Raw genomic sequence first — 19766 nt, forward strand, 5'->3', positions numbered from 1 at the left:
TCGGGCTCATCGGTTGTCGCTGTCCAGGAGGTGGAGATCCGGGGCTTTGGATCTGCACTTCGTGGTGTAGATTTTTTATACATCGAACGCAGATTCCGTTGCAACCCGTTTTCAGGAGATCTCAAGCATGGCTGAGCGTGACTCGACGACACCCGTGTACGGCATCGCCGTCGCGGCCCAACTCGCGGGCGTTCCCGAGGCGACCCTGCGGCTGTTCGAGAGCAAGGGACTGCTCACGCCGTCGCGGACGGAGGGCGGCACGCGGCGGTACAGCGAGGACGATCTCGAGCGACTCAAACGCGTGACCGACCTGCGTGACGACGGGGTCAACATCGCGGGGATCGCCCGGGTGCTCGACCTTGAGGACGCCAATCGGGGACTGCAGGATCGGCTCGACGCCGTCGAGGACTGAGCGCGGCAGCTGCGCGACAGGTGGCGGCAAGTGGCAGCATAGAGGGATGAGCCTGCAGCGAAGCACTCCGTCAGCCCAGCACATCGACGCCTCCGGGATCGAAGCCTTCATCGACGCCCTCGAGCACCTGCCGAACGTCGAACCGCACAGCCTCATGCTGCTGCGGTCCGGCCAGGTCGTCGCGGAGGGATGGTGGGCGCCGTACTCCGCGGAGCGCGTGCACCTGCTGTATTCGTTGAGTAAGAGCTTCACCTCCACCGCCGTCGGCTTCGCCGTCGAGGAGGGACTCCTCAGCCTCGACGACACCGTGATCAGCCACTTCCCGGAACTCGACGCCGAGGTGACCGACCCCCGGAGCCGCGCCATGCTCGTGCGGCATGTGCTCGCGATGGCGAGTGGTCACCGGGAGGAGACGATCATGCGGGCGGCGGCGATCGACCCGACGAACCTCGTCCGCGGGTTCCTGCTCCTGCCGCCCGACGAGGACCCCGGCACCGTCTTCGCGTACAACCAGCCGTGCACCTACACGGCCGCGGCGATCATCCAGCGCATCACCGGCGGGACGCTCACCGACTACCTGCGTCCTCGCCTGCTCGACCCACTGGGCATCGGTGACTTCGACTGGCAGCGGGACGACCAGGGTTTCGAGCTCGGCTACAGCGGGCTGCACGCGCGCACGGAGGCGATCGCGTCGCTCGGGCAGCTCTACCTGCAGCGCGGTGTCTGGGAGGGGCGGCAGCTGTTGCCCGAGTCCTGGGTGGCCGAGGCGACGAGGTCGCACATCGCGAACGGTGACGACCCGGAGTCGGATTGGGCGCAGGGGTACGGGTTCCAGTTCTGGATCGCGCGCCACGGGTTCCGAGGCGATGGTGCGTACGGCCAGTACTGCGTCGTGCTGCCGGAACACGACGTCGTCCTGGCGGTGACCGGTCAGAGCCTCGACATGCAGGCCGTCTTGAACGCCGCGTGGGAGCACCTGTTGCCGGCGTTCGGGCGTGGTGATGAGGCCGAGTCGGTGGAGGGCGTGAGCACGGACGCGGACGCGAACATGGACGCGGATCAGGCGCTGCTCGAGCGACTCGCCGGCCTGGCGCTGCCGCCGGTGTCGGCAGATCAGGGCGGCTCTGCCGCGGAGAACGGCGCAGCTGAGGCGTCACTGCGCGACTTGGTCGGGCGGACGTTCGCTGCCGATCCCGGTTCCGCCCTGCCGCAGCTGACGGCCCTCGAGGTGGCGTCGGCCGACGGCGGTCAGGTGCTGCTGGTCGTGCAGGAGGGTGATGACCGGGTGGAGGTCGTCCCCGGTTTCGGCGAGTGGCGGACGCACGGGCCGGTCGTGGCGAGTGCCGGGTGGGGTGCCGACGGTGGCGTGCTGCGGGTCGAGGTGATCTTCGTCGAGACTCCGCATCGGATGCATCTCGTCGTCGATCCGGCGGCGGGCACCTTCGACGCGTGGTGGGAGACGACGCCGCTGCGGACGTCGCGGCTCGCCGAGGTGCGGCGTCCGAGTGAGGTCGTCGACGGTAGCGGTTCGTCCGTCTGGTGACCTGACGCCGGCGGCAGGCTGGGGAGTCCAGGGGCAGGCTTGCCGCCCTTCGACGAGCTCAGGGACCGAGCTGATCCGGCCACACCTCCGCCGATCACTGAGCACACCTCGCCCCGGTCACTGAGCCTGTCGAAGTGCGCACGAGGAACCCTTCGACAAGCTCAGGGAGCGGGACGTTCGGCGCACACGTCCGCCGGTCACGAGCACGTCGAAGTGCGTTCGGGGCGCCCTTCGGCGGGCTCGGAACGGGACGTTCCGGGGCCGCTCCCGCCGGTCACTGAGCCTGTCGAAGTGTTGAGGGACACAGGCAGCGTCCTGCCTGTGCGCGCGCTCGACTCCGGTCACTGAGCCTGTCGAAGTGCGCACGAGGAACCCTTCGACACTTCGACAGGCTCAGTGCGGCGCAGCTCAGGGACTAGGAACGGTCAGAACGGTGCGGGGTCCGGGGCTGTCCGGTGGTGTTTGCCGTCGGGTGTCGTCCAGTCGAGGACGCCGTCCGGCTGGTGGTCGAGGTTCCAGCCGGGAAGGTGCTTCATCCGGTGATGATGTCGGCACAGGCAGGCGAGATTCCCGACATCCGTCGTCCCGCCGTCCTGCCAGGCGACCGAATGGTCGAGGTCGCATGCTCTAGCGCGCCTGCCGCAGCCGGGTGCGCGACAGGTGCCGTCTCGGAGCCGCACCGCCCGTTGGAGATCGGCTGGCACCCGGTACTGATTCCGCCCAACGGAGAGGACGGCTCCGGTTTCGGGCTGGACGAGGATCCGGGTGAAGGAGGGTGCGTTCACCGCGATCCGCGCTGCGACCTCCGGGTCGATCGGCCCGTATCCGTCGAGGGTTGCGGGTGCGTCGGAGACGCCGGCCATGCTGAGCGCCGGGACGGTGATCTGCACGGTGGGCTTGATGTGTTCCTGCACTTCAATCGGGTGCGGGAGTGCCGGGTTCGACGCGACATCGTCTGGCGTGACGCCGGTGAGGGCGAGCGCGGCGAGGGCGTCGGCTTGGAGCTGTCCGCAGGTGCGCTGATCGCCCGCGCGACGTGATTCGGACGCTGCACTCTCAAGCCGCTCGACGATGCCCTGCGCGATCGGCGCGGTCGTGAACAGATGCACCCAGGCCATACCGTCTGAAGCTGGCTCGAACTCGACGCGGCGGTCCGCCTCGGAACGCACAGCGCGGGCGGTGATGGATTCTGGGTGGAGTCGCTCGCGGAGATCCTTCGCGCGCTGCTTCAGCCGCGCAACGGTAGACCGTTCCGCGATGGGAAGGACCTCGGCGAGGAAGGAGACACGGCCGACGGTCGGGACCTCACGCAGTTGGTCGGTGATCGTCCGCGCGTGCCGTCCGGAAATCGTGCCCGCCTCGAGCGCCGCCAACACTGCGGGGGCCTCGTTCACGAGCCGCTCGGCGTCGTCCGTCGCGTGCAGGACCGTCCGCTCCGACGAACGCGTCGCCATCGCGAGCATCGCGCACGTCGAGCGTCGCGAGAGTGCACGTCGCTCGGCGGGTGGGTAGACGGCGGGGACCACCGTGTCTGCGAGGGCGTCGGCGTACGCAGCAGATTTGGCGAGCAGGCGCGCTTCACGCGCGTCGAGCACGGCGCGGAGCCGGCCGATCTCCGCGTACTCATCCGAGAACTCCGCGAGCTGCGCGGCGTACTCGTCGCCAGCTCGAACTGCGAAGGTGGTGGTCTCGGTCATGACTCCAGTCCACCATGGACCACTGACATTCCAGATGCCGAGTTCGGGAGGGTGTGGAGATGCCCCGATGAGCGCTTCGACTGGCTCAGTGACCGGGGTTAGTTGGCGGGAGTCGGTCGGGACGCGGGCCCGCCGCTCAGCACACCTCGACAAGCCCCGCGACCGAAGCTTGGCTCGGTGTGGAGGCGTCTCCGTAAGCACTTCGACAAGCTCAGTGACCGAGGCTGGTCGGCGGGAGTCGGTCGGGTCGCGGCCCTGCCGCTCGGCACACCTCGACAGGCTCGGTGACCGGGTCTGTCGGGTTCGGCGAGCCTCGCGCAGGCCACGCGACCGCCCCCACCGCGCACCGACGACCCACCGACGCTACGCTGCTGAGCACACACGCCGTCACGATGGAGAGACCGCATGAGAGCCCTACGCATCACCGCCCCGAACACGGCGACCGTCCTCGACCGACCGGACCCGCAGCCCGGCCCCGACGACGTCCTCATCCGCATCGAACGCGCCGGAATCTGCGGCACCGACGTCGCCCTCTTCCGCGGCACGATGCCCTACCTGGCCGACGGCCGCACCACGCTCCCGCTCCAACCCGGGCACGAGTGGGCGGGCCGCGTGGTCGCGGTGGGCGACGACGTCACCACGGCGACCCCGGGAGACCTCGTCACGGGCGACACCTTCATCGGCTGCGGACACTGCGAACGCTGCACATCCGGACGCCACCACCTCTGCCCGGAACACCTCGAACTCGGCGTGCTCGGCCAACTCGACGGCGCCCTCGCGGAACTCCTCGTCCTCCCCGAACGCGCCGTGCACCGCCTCCCACCAGGCGTCGAAGCCGACCTCGGTGCGATGGTCGAGCCGGCCTCCTGCTCGCTCCGCGGCGTCCGCCTCACCGAGGCCGGCCCCGGCGACCGCGTACTCGTGTGGGGCGCGGGGACCCTCGGCATGTTCGCCGCACTCTTCGCCGCCGAGTCCGGAGCCACCGTCACCGTCGCCGCCCGACGCGAATCCGACCGGGGGTTCGCAGCCGGGTTCGGCCTCGACACCCGCGATCCGGCGGAGCTCGGCGACGAACGGTTCGACGTCATCATCGAGGCGACCGGCTCCGGCGAGGTCACCCGTCGCCTGCTCGACAACGCCACCGCGGGCGTCCGCATCGCCCTCCTCGGGGTGCCCGCCGGAGACGCCGGCCTCCCCTCCGGCACGCTCATCGCCCGCGATGCGACCGTCCACGCCGTCCTCGGCGGCTCGGCCTCCATCGACGAAGCCGTCAGCCGGTTCGCCACCATGCCCGACACCGTCCGACGCCTGATCGGCACCGTGATCACCCTCGACGAGGTCCCGCAGGTGCTCGCCGACGGACTCCCCCGGGCGACGGGAGCCGGACCGAAGACGCAGATCCGGTTCTGAGGGGGCTCGAGGCCGGAACGCCACACCGCCCACCCAGCCCCAGCACCCTCACACGGAGTCGCGCTCCACCAACCCGCACGGGATCGTCGTCATCTCGGGGACGTCCTCACCGGCGATCAGCCGGTGGAGGGTCTGCACGAGCAGCGCCCCCTTCTCAGCGGTGCGGAGGTCGACGGTCGTCAACGCCGGGTAGGCGTCCGCCGCGAACACGTTGTCGTCGACCGAGGTCATCGCGATCCGCACAGGCACCGGGATCCCCCGGTCGCGCAGCACCCCGAGCGCCCCCGTCGCCATCTGCGCGGATGCCGCGAACACCGCATCGACCGGCCGCCCGGCGGCCAGCAACCGCTCCATCGCCCGGGCACCGCTCGTGGGCGTGAAGTCGCCCTCCTCCTGGAGCCCCGGCTCGAGCCCGGCGGCACCCAGCGCGCGTCGCCACCCCGCCAGACGGTCGACGCCCGCCGCGGTGTCGAGCGGACCGGTGATCGTCGCGATGTCACGCCGCCCCGCCTCGACGAGCCGTCGCGTCGCGAGCGCACCCGCCTCCACGTTGTCGACGTCGACCACGTGCCCTGGCGGGTCCGTCGGCTCAAGCCCACGGACCCCGAAGACCACCGGGAGTGAGGCCGCGAGCTTGGCGTACGCCTGCATGCTCGTGTGATGGGACAGCACCAGCGCCCCGTCGACGTTGCCGCCCGTGAGGAACCGACGCGTCTTGTCGGGGTCGACGTCGGACTCGATGAGGAGCGTCAGCGTGTAGTCGGTCGACGAGGCGTACATGGCGGCGCCCTGGATGACCTCGGCGAAGTACGGGTCGGCGAAGAACTCCGCCGTGCGCTGCGGGATGACCATCGCGATCGTCTGCGCCCGCCGGCGGACGAGGCTGCGGGCCGCGCGGTTGGGCACGTAGTGCAGTTGCTCGACGGCGGCGTTCACGGAGGCCACCGCCTCCGGGGTCACCTGGGAGGATCCGTTGATGACCCGGGAGGCGGTGGACTTCGAGACGCCGGCGAGCGCCGCGACCGCGATGAGTGTTGGGACGGTGATGTCCGCATCGGTGTCGATGGTGTGTCTCCTCAGTCGTGCCGGTGTGAAGACACCTTATGCGGCGCGGGCGTCACCCCTTGACCGCGCCCTGCATGATCCCGGCGACCAACTGCTTGCCCGCGAGGATGAAGAGGATCAGCAGGGGGATGACCGACAGCACCGCGCCGGTGAGGACGAGCGAGTGGTCGGGCGTCTGTCCCCCGCTGGCGCTCAGTGCGGCGAGCGCCGTCTGCACGCTCGGGTTCCGCGGTCCGAGCACGAGGAGCGGCCAGAGGAAGTCCGTCCACGCGGCCATGAAGGTGAAGAGGGCGAGGACCGCCATCGCTGGGCGTGCGGCCGGGAGGGCGACGTGCCAGAACGTGCCCCACATGGAGGCGCCGTCGACCCGCGCCGCTTCGATGAGCTCGTCGGGGATGACGTCGACGAGGTATTGGCGCATGAAGAACACGCCGAACGCGGTGACGAGTCCCGGGATGATGACGGCCTGCAGTGTCCCGACCCACTGCCATTCGGCCATGAGCATGAACAGCGGGATGATGCCGAGCTGGGTGGGGATGGCCATGGTGGCGATGACGGCGAGCAGCAGGCCGTTGCTCGCCCGGAACTTCAGCTTCGCGAAGGAGTACCCCGCGAGCGTGGAGAAGAAGACGACGGAGACGGTGATCGCGCCCGAGATGATGACACTGTTCGCGAGGGCTTGGAGGAAGGGCGCCGACTCGAACACCTTCGTGGCGTTGCTGAGGAAGTTCGGGCCGGGGAGGATCGCCGGCGGCACCAGGTTGGTGTCGGACGACTGCCGGCTGGAGATGACGAACGACCACCACAGCGGGAACGCGGAGACCGCGAAGAAGGCGATGAGGATGGCGTAGGTGAGGACACCGGGGCGTTCGTGGTCCTTGCCCTTCCGGTACTGCGGTTCCGCGGATGTCACCGGTGGTGCGGTCCGGGTGCGTTCCATCAGGGTGCTCATGCTCGTCCGCCTCGCTGCTCGGTGGTGCTCGTGGTCTTCGCGCGACGCTTCGTCGACGTGGTGATCGCCCGCGTCGTGATGAGGGGGTCGCGCACCTTCGCGATGCGCACGGGGCGCGCGTCGTTCGTGCGGATCGCCCGGGTGATCGCGAAGTTGATCAGCCCGGCGAGGATGATCACGAGGAACAGGATCCACGCCGTCGCGGAGGCCCGCCCGAAGTCGCGCCTCGGGAAGGCGAGCTCGTACAGGTAGAGCACGATCGTCTGGAACTGCCGGTCCGATCCCCCGTTGCTGCGCGGGTCGAAGAGCTTCGGTTCCGTGAAGATCTGCAGCCCGCCGATCGTCGAGGTGATGACGACGAAGATGAGCGTCGGCCGGATCATCGGGATCGTGATCGACCAGAACCGTCGGATCTTGTTCGCGCCGTCGAGGGCGGCCGACTCGTAGACGTCGCGCGGGATCGCCTGCATCGCCGCGAGGAGGATGAGGGCGTTGTAGCCGGTCCAGCGCCAGTTGACCATGCTCGCGATCGCGACATGGGACGGGACGACATCGAACGCCCAGCGGATCGGATCGAGCCCGAACGCCTCGAGGAGCCCGGCGATCGGTCCGTGGTACTGGTTGAAGATCTGCAGGAAGATGACGGCGACGGCGACGGGCGCGACGATGTACGGCAGCAGGATGCTCATCCGCCAGAAGGTGCGTCCGCGGAGCGTCTGGTCGAGGAGCGCCGCGATCACCGTCGCGATGACGAGCTGCGGGACGGCCGACAGCAGGAAGATGCTGATCGTGTTGCCGAACGCGTTCCAGAAGAACGGGTCGGAGAGGACCGAGACGTAGTTGTCGAGTCCGACGAAGTCGCCCTGCCCCTTCAGCAGGTGCCACTCGTAGAGCGACACGTTGAAGGTGTAGACGATCGGGAAGATGCCGATGAGGGCGAAGAGGATGAAGAACGGCGCGATGTACAGGTACGGCGACGCGCGGTAGTCGAAGCGGTTCAGCTTCTGTCTGAAGGTCAGCGCGGCCGGTGGCCGGCGGACGGTTGCGGTGCTGGTCATGGCTCTGCCAATCCGAAGGAGGGAGCGGGAGGGGTGCCGGGGCGTCCGCGTGCGAACGGACGCCCCGGCGAGCTGCGTCGGAGAGGAGGTCAGCCGACGAGCTGGTCGAGCAGCTTGACCGCCTCGTTCCAGGCGGTCTCACCGTCGGTGATCTCGCCCTGGCTCACGCGGTCGAGGATCGGACCGAACACGTTGTCCTGGATGTTGGAGTCCTCAGGACCCTTCACCTGGGCGACGACGCCTTCGGATCGTGCGGCGAAGATCTCGCCGACCGGTGCGTCGTTGAAGAACGGGTTGGTGGAGCCCTTCACGAGCTCCTGCCCGTCGAGCGTGCTCGGGAACGGTCCGGCGAGTTCGAACGACGCAGCCTGTGCCTCGGGGGACGCGAGCCAGAGGGCGAGCTCGGCCGCCTCCTCCTTGTGCTCGGAGTTCTCGGCGACACCGAGGAACGCGCCACCCCAGTTGGCCGCACCGCCGGGCATCACGTCGGCGAAGTCCCAGCCGCTGTCGGTCGTGCCCTCGTCGTAGTAGCCCTGCACGATGCCGAGCATCCAGCTCGGGCACATGTAGGTGGCGAACTTGCCCTCCTTGGCCTCCGGGCCGACGTCCCAACCGGGGAGACCGGCACCGAGGCCGGCGTTCTCCGCCTCGACGATCTTCTCGAACTGTTCCTTGAGCACGTCGTTGCCCTCGATGTTCAGGGTCTCACCGTCGGCCTTGTAGTAGCCCTCCTCCTGCTGGTTCACGAACGAGTTCCAGAAGAATCGGGGGCTGTGGTAGAACGCCTGGCCGGTCGCGGCGACGTACTCCTCACCGACCTCGAAGAAGCGGTCCCAGGTCGCGTCCTCGCCGCCGAGGTACTCGGCGACCGCGGCCCGGTCGCTCGGCAGGCCGGCGGCGGCGAAGAGGTCGCCTCGGTAGCAGATGCCCTGCGGGCCGATGTCGAGACCGGCGCCGATCACGCGGCCTTCGGCGTCGGTGCCCTGCTCGTACTTCCAGTCGAGCCAGGTGTCCTTGACGTCCTCGATGCCGTAGTCCCGCAGGTCGACGAAGGAGTCGCTCACCTCGGAGATGGTCCCGAGCCAGCCCTCCTCGATGGCGACGACGTCGCTCAGGCCGGTGCCCGCGGCGATCTTCGCGTAGGCGTCGTCGCGCGCGGCTCCACCGCCCTCGAGGTTGGTCGCCTCGATGGTGATGTTCGGGTGCTCCTCCATGTACTGCTCGTAGTTGGCGTCGACGCCCATGGTGCCGAACGTCGTGACCGAGAGGGTGATCTTCTCGTCTCCGCCACCGCCTGCGGGCGAGCTGCACCCGCTGGCCAGGACGGCGAGGATCGAGGCCCCCGCGATGGATGCGGCGGCGATGCCGCGGCGCGTGCTGTTCACAGTCACTCCTTTGTGTGTGCGCTTCGGTGGCCGCTGAACCCGTCTGCAGGGTCCGCGGTCCAATCCCGTGGGAACGTTCCCACGGGCATGCAGGACACACTAAGCGCTCGTTCGGACGAGGTCAAGAGAGCGCTCTCATTTGTTGCAGAACCGGTTGCCTCGCGGTGAACGCTCGGAGACGGGGAGATGCGGACAGACGTTCAGCGTTCCGATTCGATCCAATTCATGATCGACTCATACCCATGACCGGCTTTGATTCAGGCTTCCTCGACATCGACGAACCGCTCGCCCTCCCGGCCCCGAACGACCCGCAGGAACGTGCTCGACTCCGGCGCCTCGACTACACGCACTTCTCCGTCCTCCTCGACCCCGACCGCCGGCTCGCAGCAGCCACCGGGGTCGACATCGACGGCGCCGCCCTGCTCGACCTGGGTCGCGGCGACGACTGGCACCTCGACGAGCGCATCCCGGCCGGCGAGCAGGCCGGGCCGGAGCTCTACGCACGGAACGACCTCGACCGCGGCCACCTCGTGCGCCGCCGGGACCCGGTGTGGGGTCCTGCGGACGTCGCCCGCCGGGCCAACGTCGACACCTTCTGCTACACGAACGCCGCTCCGCAGGCCGCGGACTTCAACCAGTCCCTCGAGCTGTGGAACGGCCTCGAGGACCTCGTCCTCGAGTACGCCTCGGCGGGGCGGCTGCGACTGTCCGTCTTCACGGGCCCCGTGTTCGCCGACGACGATCCGCTCTACCGTGGCATCCGCATCCCCAAGCGGTTCTGGAAGGTGGCGGCGTGGTCGTCGGCCGGTGCGCTCGCGGCCTCCGGCTACCTCCTCGACCAGTCCGCGCAGCTCGACGACATCGACCTCGACGAGCCGACGGCCACGGGTGATCGCGATGACGACGCCGTACCGCCACTTGGCCCGTTCCGTACCTTCCAGCTGCCGATCCTCGACCTCGTGAGCATCACGGGCCTCGACTTCGGGCCGTTGAGCCGGGCGGACGTCCTGGAAGCCGCCCCGGCGACCGTCCGGCCCGACGTCGACACCTGGATCGAACTGAAACGGCCCGACGACCTGCGGTTCTGAGCCGATGGAGCCGGCCCGGCATTCCCGGAGTACCGATAAGGCGAGCCTCAGTTAGGGTTACATTGGTTCCTCGGATCAGCGTGCCTATGCTGCACGGGTGAGCGCATCACGCGCCGCATCGCCGAAGGAGTCCCCCGTGCACGAGCAACGCCTGTCCACCTCCGTCCTCGTCATCGGAACGGGCGGCTCCGGCCTCCGCGCAGCGATCGAACTCGCCGAACGGGGTGTCGACGTCATCGCCGTCGGCAAGCGTCAGAAGGCCGACGCGCACACCTCGCTCGCGGCCGGCGGGATCAACGCGGCCCTCGCGACGATCGACCCCGAGGACTCCTGGCAGCAGCACGCCGCAGACACCCTCAAGGAGAGCTACCTGCTCGCCAACCCGCACACCGTGCAGATCGTGACCGAGGGGGCAGCCCGCGGGATCGAGGACCTCGAGCGGTACGGCATGCCCTTCGCCCGCGAGGAGGACGGCCGGATCTCGCAGCGGTTCTTCGGCGCCCACACCTTCCGACGCACGGCCTTCGCCGGCGACTACACCGGACTCGAGATCCAGCGCACGCTCGTGAACCGGGCGGCGCAGTTGGACATCCCGATCCTCGACACCGTCTACATCACGAGACTCCTGGTCCGCGACAACGTCATCTTCGGTGCGTACGGCTTCGACCTCGAGACCGGGACCCGCTACCTCATCCACGCCGACGCCGTCATCCTGGCGGCGGGTGGCCACAACCGCATCTGGCGGCGCACCTCCTCGCGCCGTGACGAGAACACCGGCGACTCGTTCCGCCTCGCGGTCGAGGCCGGCGGCAGGATCCGCGACCCCGAGCTCGTCCAGTTCCACCCCTCAGGCCTCATCGAGCCCGAGAACGCCGCGGGCACCCTCGTCTCCGAGGCGGCGCGCGGCGAGGGCGGCATCCTCCGCAACGGGCTCGGCGAGCGCTTCATGGCGCGGTACGACCCGGAGCGCATGGAGCTGTCGACCCGCGACCGCGTCGCCCTGGCCGCCTACACCGAGATCAAGGAGGGGCGCGGCACCCCGAACGGCGGCGTGCTCCTCGACGTCTCGCACCTGCCGCGCGAGACGATCATGCGCCGCCTGCCACGCGTCTACCAGACGCTGCTGGAGCTGCAGATGCTCGACATCACCACCACCCCGATCGAGATCGCCCCGACGGCGCACTACTCGATGGGCGGCGTGTGGGTGCGGCCCGAGGACCACGGGACGGACGTCGACGGGCTGTACGCGATCGGCGAGGCGTCATCCGGATTGCACGGCGCGAACCGGCTCGGCGGCAACTCCCTCATCGAACTGCTCGTGTTCGGGCGCATCGTCGGCGAGGCCGCAGCCCAGTATTCGGCGGGTCTCGAGGCCCACGTCCGTTCCGCCGAGGCGGTCGACGAGGCCCGGGCGGAGATCGACGGGCTCCTCGCCAGCGACGGACCCGAGAACGTGCGCGCCCTCCAGCGCGCGATCCGGAACACGATGACGGAGCACGCGGGGGTCGTCCGCGACGAAGCCGGGCTCCTCGCCGGGCTCGCCGAGCTCGACGCGATCGAGGCGCGGATCGCGGACGTCGGCGTCCACCCCGACATCGCTGGGTTCCAGGACCTCGCCCACGCCTTCGACCTGAAGTCGGCCGCGCTCGCGGCCCGCGCCACGCTCGAAGCGGCGCTCGAACGTCGCGAGACCCGCGGGTGCCACAACCGCTCCGACTTCCCGGAGCTCGACGAGGAGCTGCAGGTGAACCTCGTCTGGTCGGGGCGGGGCCGGATCGAGCGCGAGGCGATCCCCGCCATCCCCGCGGAGATCCAGGAGCTCATGCAGGACGTCTCCGTCGTCGGCAAGCTCGTGGAGTAGGGCGGAGCCCCGGTCCCTGAGCTTGTCGAAGGGCTAGCCGCGCCCCTCGCCACGTTCGAGGGTCGCGCCGATCACCCGGAGGCTCTCGATGAGCACCGAGATCTGGTCACGGCTGAGGCCGGACAGCATCGCGTTCTCATCGGCCACCAGGCGGCGCATCGCCTCGTCCACCCGCTGCCGGCCGAGCGTCGTGAGGACGACGATCTTGCTCCGGCCGTCGGCGGCGTTCTTCTGGCGGACGACCAGGGAACGCGCTGCCAGGCGGTCGAGCTGGCTCGCGAGGTTGCCGCTGGTGACGTGGAGTCGGCCGGCGAGCATCGACGGGGTCATCCCCTCGGCGCCGTGCTGCCGCAGCATGGACAGGAACTCGAACTCCCACGGCCGCAGCTTGCTGGCCGCGAAGGACACCCGACGGACCTCCTGGAGGTGCGGGACGAGCCGGCGCAGGCGCGACACGACGTCGAGCGGCGCGAAGTCCACGTCGGGCAATGCCGCGGCCCAGGCGTCGATGACGATGTCCACATCGTCGTCATCACCCATCGCCATCGTCGGTCCTCCTCGTGTCCTCGCCAACGCTACCCTGGGCTCCGCCACAGCTGGAGGATAGGCGTCCGCTCACGCCGCTGTGGTAAGCGATCCGCCTCGGTGACCCACCACGGTGATCCGTCTCAGCGGACCACCAGTGCCCCGAGTCCGTCGACGAGCAGTCCGACACCGAAGGCGAACCCCTCCGCCTGGTCATCGGGGTCTCGCGGATCGGACGTCGCGCCGGCACCGAGGACGCCGACGCTGTCGTACTGCAGGCGCTGCTGCTCGTGGGACACATGGCCGAGGACGAAGTGCAGGAGCGCGGTGCCCGCTCGTCGGGTGGTCGCCTCGTCGAGACCGGCGAGCGCCACGGCGTCCGTCAGCCGGCGGAGCACGCGTCCGGAGCCCAGCCCGAGCGCGTAGGTGCTCGAGACGACCTCGGCGCCGTCGCGGTAGGCGAGCAGGGCGTCCCGGAGGGCTGCTGCCTCGATCCGGGTCCGTTCCCGCCAGTCGGCGCCGGCGTCTGCGACCGCGTCGACCGGGGCCGGGTGGGCGTCGACGATGCGGTCGGCGAGTTCGGCGATGAGCGTCTGCTTGTTCTCGAAGTGCCAGTAGAGCGCGCTCGGTTGGACGACGAGGGAGGCGGCCAGGCGACGCATGGTGAGGTCTGCCAGGCCGTGGTCGTCGAGGATCCGGAGGGCGACGTCGGCCACGTCGTCGCGCCGATGACGACGGGTGGTTGCGGAACCGGACATGGTTCCAACTATAGTGAACGCTGTTCAGGTGAACGGTGTTCAGGTGGGAATCGACCACCCGGATCGCCTGGACGGATCGACCATCCCTCCCCGAGACAGAGGCATCACATGAGCAGGCTCCGGATCGACGCGACCGACATCGCCCGCATCGCCGTCTTCGCCGCGATCGTCGCCGCCCTGGGGCTGCCGGGGGCGTTCTCCGTCCTGGGTGCCGTCCCGATCACGGCGCAGACCCTCGGCGTCATGCTCGCGGGCGCGATCCTCGGTCCGTGGCGCGGGATGCTCTCGATGCTCGTCCTCCTCGCCCTCGTCGCGATCGGGCTGCCGCTGCTGTCGGGTGGTCGGGGTGGGGTCGGCGTCTTCGTCGGTCCGAGCGCCGGCTACCTGTTCGGCTGGATCGTCGGCGCCTTCGTCATCGGTCTCATCGTGCATGCCGGCGGCCGACGGCTGCGCTGGTGGCGGACGGCCCTCGGCGTCCTCCTCGGCGGCATCGTCGTGATCTACGCCGTCGGTGTCCCCGTCCAGTCCCTCGTCACCCGGCTGTCGCTCGGCGAGACCGTGCTGCAGAGCCTCGTCTTCCTGCCCGGCGACCTCGTCAAGGCGGTGCTCGCGACGGTCATCACGATGACGCTGGCCCGCGCCTACCCCCGGGCGTTCCGTCACGCCGCCGGTGTCGGGTCGACGCGACCGGGTGAGCCCGCCAGGGTCGCATGACGACGGACGCCGGACGCATCGTCCCGCTGCGGGGAGGGGCTCCGGCGGAACTCGTCCGACGCGCGCTGGAGGTCCGCGCGGCGGGCGACGTCCCGTTGCTCGGCGACGATCGGTGGAGCGACCCGTACTGGCGCGCCGTCTGCGATCGCGCCAGCGCTGCGGGACCGCAGCCCGGCCAGGCGTGGGCGACGACGACCTCGGGCACGACGGGCACCCCGCGCATCGTGCTGCGGACCGCCGGCTCCTGGGCGGGCTCGTTCGCGCCGGTCGCGCAGCTGCTCGGCGCCGGCCCAGACGACGTGCTCGCCCTCGCCTCGCCGCCCGCTTCCTCCCTGTCGCTCTTCTCGATCGCGCACGCTGCAGCTGCCGGGTTCGGGCTGATCCTGCCGAGCCGTCACGTGCTCACCGCCGGCGAGGCGCAGGACGCGACGCTCTTCCACGGCACCCCCAACGGTTTGCGGCGGCTCCTCGACGACGGCCGGCCCCCGCGGTTGCGCGCGGCCCTCGTCGGCGGCGCCTCCCTCGATCCGGCGCTCCGTGAGCGGGCGACGGCCCTCGGCGTCCGCGTGGTCTCGTACTACGGCGCCGCCGAACTCTCCTTCGTCGCGGTCGACGACGGCACCGACCCGGAGCAGCCGGGCCTCCGCGCCTTCCCCGGGGTCGCGCTCGAGGTGCGCGACGAGGTGCTCTGGGTCCGGTCGCCCTACCTCGCGAGCAGCACCCTCGGCGGGTCGGGAGCGCTGCACCGCGACGGCGTCTGGGCCACGGTCGGTGATCGTGCCCGACTCGACGGCGCTCGGCTCTCCCTCCTCGGACGCAGCGACGACGCGATCCTGACGGCCGCCGCGACGGTGATCCCGTCCGACGTCGAGGAGGCACTGCGGCTGGTGGACGACATCACGGACGCCGTCGTGTTCGGCCTCCCGAACGACGGCGTCGGCGAACTCGTCACCGCGGTCGTCGAAGCGCGGCCGTGCGCCCGTCCGACGCGCGCCGAGCTGCGGGCGGCCGTCTCCCGCCTCCTCCCGCCGTCGCACCACCCGCGCCGGTGGTTCATCGTCGACGAACTGCCCCGGACGACCACGGGGAAGGCCGCGCGAGCCGCCGTCATCGAGCGCGTCCGCGCCGGGGAGGTGGCCACCCTTGCGCCCTGACATCAGCACCCGACCGGTGGTCGTCGCCGCGCGCCGCACGCCCATCGCGACGCGCAGGCGGGCCCTCGCGGCGCTGACCGTCGAGCAGCTCGCCGTCCCGGTCGTCCGCGCCGTCCACGAGGATGCAGGCGTGGTGCTCGGTGGAGCGCCCGAGATCGCCGACGTCGTGCTCGGCAACTGCATGGGTCCCGGCGGCAATCCGGCCCGGGTCGCCGCCCTCGGCGCCGGGCTCGGGTTCGCGGTGCCCGGCCTCACGGTCGACCGTCAGTGCGGCAGCGGGCTCGCGGCGATCATCGAGGCCGCCACCGCGATCGCAGCCGGCGACGCGCGACCACGGATCGCGGGCGGGGTCGAAAGCGCTTCGACCGCGCCGGTGCGCTCCGTCGACGGCGTCGCCTACGCCCGCGCTCCGTTCGCGCCCGCGGGCTGGCACGACCCCGACATGACGCGGGCGGCGGAGGATCTCGCGCGCCACGACGGGATCTCCCGCGCACGCCAGGACGCGTACGCGGCGCGGAGCACGCACCGCGCGGCGGTCGCGGAGGAGGCGGGCCGGTTCACCGAGGAGCTGGTCGCCCTGCCCGGCACGGCGGACCGCGACGAGCCGACCACGCGGCACCTCGACCGCCTGCTCCCCCGCTTCACCCCGCTCTTCTCGGACGGATCACTCACCGCCGGCAACACCTGCCGCGTGAGCGACGGAGCCGCGGCCGTCCTCCTCGTTCCGGGCGGAGCCACCTCCCGAGGGACGGTGCCCGGCCTCGCGCTGCGCGGACACGCCGTCGTCGGATGCGACCCGGCTCTCCCGGGGATCGGTGCCGCCCCCGCGATCCTCGAGGCCCTCGAGCGGGCAGGCGTCGACCTCGCCTCCGTCCAGGCGGTCGAGCTCGTGGAGGCGTTCGCCGCGCAGACCCTCGCGGTCCTCGACCGGCTCGGCGTCGCCGAGGACGACGAGCGGCTCTGCGCCGACGGCGGCGCCCTCGCCCTCGGCCACCCCTGGGGTGCCAGCGGCGCGGTGTCCGTCGTCCGGCTGTTCTCCCGGCTCGTCCGCGGCGGAGCCCCGGCCGGCACCCTCGGCCTCGCCGCAGCCTCGGTCGGCGGTGGCCTCGGCGTCGCCGCCGTGTTCGAGGTCGTGCGATGATCGAGGACATCGAACCCCCAGCCCTCCGACTCGACCGCGTCACCGCGCGCCTCGGCGACACCACCGCCCTCGACGACGTGACCCTCCAGCTCGACAGCGCACGCATCGCGGTCATCGGGGCGAACGGTTCGGGCAAGTCGACCTTCGCCCGCCTTCTCGGTGGCCTCAGCCGACCGACCTCGGGCACCGTCCACGTCCACGGCGTCGACACCGCGCGGGAGACCGCCCGGCTGCGACGCCTGGTGAGCATCGTGTTCAGCAATCCGGACGCGCAGATCGTCATGCCGACCGTCGCCGAAGACGTCGCCTTCTCCCTCCGCGGCACGTCCGGCTCGAAGGCCGAGACCGCCGAGCGGGTCGCGCACGCACTCGAGGAGTTCGGGTTGACCGGCCTCGCCGACCGCTCCGCGCACGAGCTGTCCGGCGGGCAGAAACAGCTCCTGGCGTTGTGCGGCGCGGTCATCCGTCGGCCGGCGCTCCTCATCGCCGACGAACCGACGGCCTACCTCGACGCCCGCAACAGCGCCGCGGTGGCCGACCACCTCCTGCGACCGGAGGCCGGGCACCAGCTCGTGCTCGTGACGCACGACCTGGAGCTCGCCGCCCGCTGCGACGTCGCGCTCCTCTTCGACGGCGGTCAGGTCACGGCGCAGGGCGACCCGGCCGCCGTCATCGCGAGCTATCGCGCGAGTCTGGCGACGTGACGTCGTGATCACCCTGTATCGACCGGGGACCGGCTGGTTGCATCGGGCACCGGCCGGACCGAAAGCCCTCGGCATCCTCCTCGTGGTCCTCGCCATCTCGCTGCTGCCCACCAGCTGGTGGACGGCGGGGATCGCCGCGGCGGTCACCGTGCTCGCGTACCTCGTGTCCGGACTGGGCCTCGCAGAGCTCGGCCGTCAGCTCGTGCTCATCCGCTGGATCATCACGATCACCGTCATCGGCCAGCTGCTCTTCGTCGACCTCGAGTCGGCCGTCTCGAACACCGCACGCATCGTCGCAGCCATCCTCCTCGCAGCCCTGCTGGTGCTCAGCACCCGCGTCGCGGACCTGCTCGACGCCTTCGAGCGCGCCCTCCGACCGTTCGGCCGGTTCGGAGTAGACCCGGCCAGGATCGCCCTCATGCTCGCCGTCGCGATCAACACCATCCCGGTGCTCGCCCGCCTCGCGGCCGGCGTGCGGGACGCCCAACGGGCCCGCGGGGTGCGTTCCAACCCCGTCACCTTCGTCGTCCCGTTCCTCGTGGTGTCGTTGAAGCACGCCGACGAACTCGGCGACGCCCTCACTGCACGGGGTGTCCGGTGACCGGGGTGCGGGTGCTCGGCCGGACGGTCGACGACGAGACGCGGTGCGTGCACTACGCGACGCCGCTCGACGTCATCGCCATCCGCTTCGCCTGCTGCGGCGAGTACTACCCGTGCCACCGGTGTCACGCCGAGTGCGCCGACCATCCGGCTGAGCAGTGGCCGCGCGAGCAACGCGACCGCGAGGCGATCCTGTGCGGCGTGTGCTCGAGCGAGCTGACGATCGAGCGCTACCTGGAGGTCGACGCCTGTCCGAACTGCTCGGCGGCGTTCAACCCCGGCTGTCGTCTCCACTCGGCGTACTACTTCCAGGCGTGAGCCCCCTTCCAGGCGTGAGCTCCCGGCGGTAGACCCGGTTCCGGACGCTGAGGATCGCCGCACCGATGGCCGCCGCGATGAGCGAACCGGCGAGCACCCCCACCTTCACGTGGTCGTCGGACTCGCTGCCGACGCCGAAGGACAGCTCACCGACGAGCAGCGACACCGTGAACCCGATCCCGGCCACGAAGGCCATGCCGACGAGGTCGACCCACCGGATCGACGGGTCGAGCCGCAGTCCGGGCAGCCGGGTGACGAGGAACGTCGTCAGGGTGATGCCGAGCGGCTTCCCGAGCACGAGGCCCGCGACGATACCGAGCGCGATCGTGTCCTGGAACGACTCGACGAGGCCGGACAGCCCACCGATGACGACGCCGGCGGAGAAGAACGCGAAGATCGGCACGGCCACCGCGGTGGACACGACACTCCACCGGTCGGCGAAGTGTGCGGCCAGTCCGTCGTAGATCGGCGCACCGCTCGCATCCTCCCCCACCCGGACTCGCGCGCGCTTCGTCGCGACGACGGGCACCATGAAGCCGAGCAGGACGCCGGCGACGGTCGCGTGGATCCCCGAGGCGTGGATGAGCGCCCAGGTGGCGAGCCCGAGGGGGATGAGGATCCACCAGGCCCGCACGCCGCGCTGCACGAGCACGGCGAAGAGCGCGAGCGGCACCGCGGCGAGCGCCAGGGGCAGGAACTCGATGTGGTCGGTGTAGAAGATCGCGATGATGCTGATGGCGATGAGGTCGTCGACGACGGCGAGGGTGAGCAGGAAGGTCCGCAACGCCGGCGGGAGGAACTTGCCGACCACCGCGATGACCGCGACGGCGAAGGCGATGTCCGTCGCGGCCGGGATCGCCCAGCCCTGAAGCGCGTCGGGTCCTGCATTCAGGTTCACGAGCACGTAGATGAGCGCGGGGACGGCGACACCGCCGACCGCTGCGGCGATGGGGAGCGCGGCGGTCTTCGGGTTCCGGAGTTTGCCGGCGACGAACTCCTCCTTGAGTTCGAGCCCCACGACGAAGAAGAAGATCGCGAGGAGCCCGTCGGCCGCCCAGGCGCCGACGGAGAGGTTCAGGTGGAGCGCCTCGGGGCCGAAGGTGAGGTCGCGGAGACCGAGGTAGAACTCGGAGGCGCCGGTGTTCGCGAGGACGAGGGCGAGGGCGGTGGCGACGACGAGGAGCGCTCCGCCGACGGTGTCCTGCTGGAGGGTCTGGTGGATGCCGCGCCAGATGGAGTGCGGCGCCTGGTCGGCCGGCAGCTCGTGGTGGTTCGGTGCATCGGTCATGGGAGTCCTTCGGGGCGGGATCGGTCGAGCGTCGGAGCGGCCCTGCTTGGACCACCCGCCGACCAGACTTCCCGGCACACCGCCCACGAGTTT

The 19766-nt window shown here is 70.5% G+C and carries 19 protein-coding genes; 11 read left to right on the top strand and 8 right to left on the bottom strand.

Annotated features, from left to right (window positions below; all coding sequences use genetic code 11):
- Positions 1–127: 127 nt before the first annotated feature.
- Together ASF68_RS09350 and ASF68_RS09355 are read left to right on the top strand one after the other, a co-directional pair.
- The gene (locus tag ASF68_RS09350; RefSeq protein ID WP_056009556.1) at positions 128–412 is read left to right on the top strand and encodes a MerR family transcriptional regulator; all 285 of its coding nucleotides are present in this window, start codon (positions 128–130) and stop codon (positions 410–412) included.
- A gap of 46 nt (positions 413–458) precedes the next feature.
- The gene (locus ASF68_RS09355) at positions 459–1955 is read left to right on the top strand and encodes a serine hydrolase (protein WP_056009557.1); all 1497 of its coding nucleotides are present in this window, start codon (positions 459–461) and stop codon (positions 1953–1955) included.
- A 425-nt stretch (positions 1956–2380) separates the two neighbouring features.
- Here ASF68_RS09355 and ASF68_RS09360 read toward each other — a convergent pair whose 3' ends face one another.
- On the bottom strand, positions 2381–3652 hold the full coding sequence (locus ASF68_RS09360; protein ID WP_056009558.1) for an HNH endonuclease signature motif containing protein: 1272 nt from the start codon (positions 3650–3652) through the stop codon (positions 2381–2383).
- 405 nt (positions 3653–4057) lie between these two features.
- Here ASF68_RS09360 and ASF68_RS09365 point away from each other — a divergent pair, with 405 nt between their 5' ends.
- Positions 4058–5062, top strand: coding sequence for a zinc-binding dehydrogenase (locus tag ASF68_RS09365; protein ID WP_056009560.1), 1005 nt, complete (start codon positions 4058–4060; stop codon positions 5060–5062).
- A 48-nt stretch (positions 5063–5110) separates the two neighbouring features.
- Here the strand turns inward: ASF68_RS09365 and ASF68_RS09370 are convergent, their stop codons facing one another.
- From ASF68_RS09370 to ASF68_RS09385, 4 genes are all read right to left on the bottom strand, one after another.
- The gene (locus ASF68_RS09370; protein ID WP_369796479.1) at positions 5111–6142 is read right to left on the bottom strand and encodes a LacI family DNA-binding transcriptional regulator; all 1032 of its coding nucleotides are present in this window, start codon (positions 6140–6142) and stop codon (positions 5111–5113) included.
- Positions 6143–6179: 37 nt separating this feature from the next.
- On the bottom strand, positions 6180–7079 hold the full coding sequence (locus ASF68_RS09375; RefSeq protein WP_056009562.1) for a carbohydrate ABC transporter permease: 900 nt from the start codon (positions 7077–7079) through the stop codon (positions 6180–6182).
- On the bottom strand, positions 7076–8137 hold the full coding sequence (locus tag ASF68_RS09380) for a carbohydrate ABC transporter permease (protein ID WP_056009564.1): 1062 nt from the start codon (positions 8135–8137) through the stop codon (positions 7076–7078). Before ASF68_RS09380 ends, ASF68_RS09375 begins: the two co-directional genes overlap by 4 nt.
- A gap of 89 nt (positions 8138–8226) precedes the next feature.
- Positions 8227–9528, bottom strand: coding sequence for an extracellular solute-binding protein (locus tag ASF68_RS09385; protein ID WP_369796441.1), 1302 nt, complete (start codon positions 9526–9528; stop codon positions 8227–8229).
- A 236-nt stretch (positions 9529–9764) separates the two neighbouring features.
- Between ASF68_RS09385 and ASF68_RS09390 the strand changes: the two genes are divergently transcribed.
- Both ASF68_RS09390 and ASF68_RS09395 read left to right on the top strand, forming a co-directional pair.
- On the top strand, positions 9765–10610 hold the full coding sequence (locus tag ASF68_RS09390; protein WP_056009568.1) for a DNA/RNA non-specific endonuclease: 846 nt from the start codon (positions 9765–9767) through the stop codon (positions 10608–10610).
- Between the two features lie 97 nt (positions 10611–10707).
- Positions 10708–12471, top strand: coding sequence for an L-aspartate oxidase (locus ASF68_RS09395; RefSeq protein ID WP_157579907.1), 1764 nt, complete (start codon positions 10708–10710; stop codon positions 12469–12471).
- 33 nt (positions 12472–12504) lie between these two features.
- Here the strand turns inward: ASF68_RS09395 and ASF68_RS09400 are convergent, their stop codons facing one another.
- On the bottom strand, positions 12505–13011 hold the full coding sequence (locus tag ASF68_RS09400) for a MarR family winged helix-turn-helix transcriptional regulator (RefSeq protein WP_056011686.1): 507 nt from the start codon (positions 13009–13011) through the stop codon (positions 12505–12507).
- 128 nt (positions 13012–13139) lie between these two features.
- On the bottom strand, positions 13140–13754 hold the full coding sequence (locus tag ASF68_RS09405; protein WP_056009574.1) for a TetR/AcrR family transcriptional regulator C-terminal domain-containing protein: 615 nt from the start codon (positions 13752–13754) through the stop codon (positions 13140–13142).
- A gap of 108 nt (positions 13755–13862) precedes the next feature.
- On the opposite strand from ASF68_RS09405, the gene ASF68_RS09410 reads away from it, so the two are divergent.
- Genes ASF68_RS09410 through ASF68_RS09435 form a run of 6 tightly spaced genes read left to right on the top strand, consistent with a single transcriptional unit; the run spans position 13863 to position 18385 of the window.
- Entirely contained in the window at positions 13863–14468 is a 606-nt protein-coding gene (locus ASF68_RS09410; RefSeq protein WP_056009577.1) for a biotin transporter BioY, read from the top strand.
- Positions 14465–15622: a class I adenylate-forming enzyme family protein gene (locus ASF68_RS09415; protein ID WP_056009579.1), complete on the top strand. Its 1158-nt coding sequence runs from the start codon at positions 14465–14467 to the stop codon at positions 15620–15622. Before ASF68_RS09410 ends, ASF68_RS09415 begins: the two co-directional genes overlap by 4 nt.
- Complete coding sequence (locus ASF68_RS09420; RefSeq protein ID WP_235526775.1) at positions 15612–16763, top strand: thiolase family protein; 1152 nt, start codon at positions 15612–15614, stop codon at positions 16761–16763. The genes ASF68_RS09415 and ASF68_RS09420 overlap by 11 nt, the downstream gene beginning before the upstream one ends.
- Positions 16760–17467, top strand: coding sequence for an energy-coupling factor ABC transporter ATP-binding protein (locus tag ASF68_RS09425; RefSeq protein WP_056009582.1), 708 nt, complete (start codon positions 16760–16762; stop codon positions 17465–17467). The genes ASF68_RS09420 and ASF68_RS09425 overlap by 4 nt, the downstream gene beginning before the upstream one ends.
- Positions 17468–17471: 4 nt before the next feature.
- The gene (locus tag ASF68_RS09430) at positions 17472–18068 is read left to right on the top strand and encodes an energy-coupling factor transporter transmembrane protein EcfT (protein WP_056009585.1); all 597 of its coding nucleotides are present in this window, start codon (positions 17472–17474) and stop codon (positions 18066–18068) included.
- Entirely contained in the window at positions 18065–18385 is a 321-nt protein-coding gene (locus ASF68_RS09435) for a CHY zinc finger protein (RefSeq protein ID WP_056009588.1), read from the top strand. The genes ASF68_RS09430 and ASF68_RS09435 overlap by 4 nt, the downstream gene beginning before the upstream one ends.
- On the opposite strand, the gene nhaA is transcribed toward ASF68_RS09435, so the two are convergent.
- On the bottom strand, positions 18339–19673 hold the full coding sequence (gene nhaA / locus ASF68_RS09440; RefSeq protein WP_082498559.1) for a Na+/H+ antiporter NhaA: 1335 nt from the start codon (positions 19671–19673) through the stop codon (positions 18339–18341). The genes ASF68_RS09435 and nhaA overlap by 47 nt on opposite strands.
- Positions 19674–19766 lie beyond the last annotated feature (93 nt).

It is taken from the genome of Plantibacter sp. Leaf314 (genome assembly GCF_001423185.1).
Taxonomy (GTDB): domain Bacteria; phylum Actinomycetota; class Actinomycetes; order Actinomycetales; family Microbacteriaceae; genus Plantibacter.